The following is a 1,012-nucleotide window of genomic DNA, read 5'->3' as shown; positions in this document are numbered from 1 at the left end:
GCGGCCGCGGCGCTGCTCGCCGGCCGGGCGGACGCGCTGCCCGCGGGCGTGGAGGCGCTCGACGCCGAGGGGCTCGGCGGCTCCTACAACTTCAAGCTGCGCAAGCGCGAGATCGCCTATGTCATTCCGCTGAACGCCAGCACCGTGGCGGAGGTTGAGAACCGCAGCTTCGCCGGCTCCTACAAGGGCGTCACGGATCTCGTGACCAAATATGTCTGGCCGAAGCCGGCGCAGATCGTCACCAAATGGTGCGCCGAGCGCCGCATCACTCCGAACGCGGTGACGCTGGTCGGGCTCGCGCTGGTGTTCGTGGCGTTCTGGGCGTTCTGGAACGGGCATTACCTCACCGGCCTCGTGGCCGCGTGGATCATGACCTTTCTCGACACCGTGGACGGCAAGCTCGCCCGGGTGACGCTCACCTCCAGCAAGGTGGGCGACGTGATGGACCACGGCATCGATCTGGTGCACCCGCCGTTCTGGTGGTGGGCGTGGATCGTCGGCTTGCCCGCCGCCGGCCTGCCGGTGGAGCATGCGGGGCTGATGGTGTTCATCATCTTCGCGGGCTACATCCTGCAGCGGGTCGAGGAAGGGATCTTCTCATGGGCGTTCGGCATGCACATGCACGTCTGGCGGCCCTTCGACAGCTTCTTCCGGCTGATCACGGCGCGGCGGAACCCGAACCTGCTGATCCTGACGCCCTTCGCGCTGATCGGCCGGCCGGACCTCGGCATGCAGATCGTGGTGGCGTGGATCGTGATCTGCTTCGTCGTGCATCTGGCCCAGATCGTCCAGGCGCTGATCGCGCGCCGGCGCGGGCCCATCACCTCCTGGCTCGACGCCGCGTGAGGGCCGCATGAGCCGCCTCGGCGTCATCGCCAACGGCCGCAGCTGGCGCGCCAAGAAAGGCGGCGCGCCCCGGCGGCCGCCGGGCGTCGCCTTCGAGGCGCCGGTCGATCTCAACGGCTACGCGCCGGCGCTGTCGCGGCTGAAGGAGGCGGGGGTGGACACGCTC

At 69.3% G+C, this 1,012-nt stretch carries 1 protein-coding gene; it reads left to right on the top strand.

Features of this window, described 5'->3' with window-relative positions:
- Positions 1-846: CDP-alcohol phosphatidyltransferase family protein (locus ACFQ4O_RS17805; RefSeq protein ID WP_378777748.1), on the top strand; the 846-nt coding region annotated here is incomplete at its 5' end.
- Positions 847-1,012 lie beyond the last annotated feature (166 nt).

This window comes from Methylopila musalis (assembly GCF_042679725.1).
GTDB classification, from domain to species: Bacteria; Pseudomonadota; Alphaproteobacteria; order Rhizobiales; family Methylopilaceae; genus Methylopila; species Methylopila musalis.
Note: the sequence above shows the minus strand (reverse complement) of the source record. Positions and strands in the feature narration are given on the sequence as shown.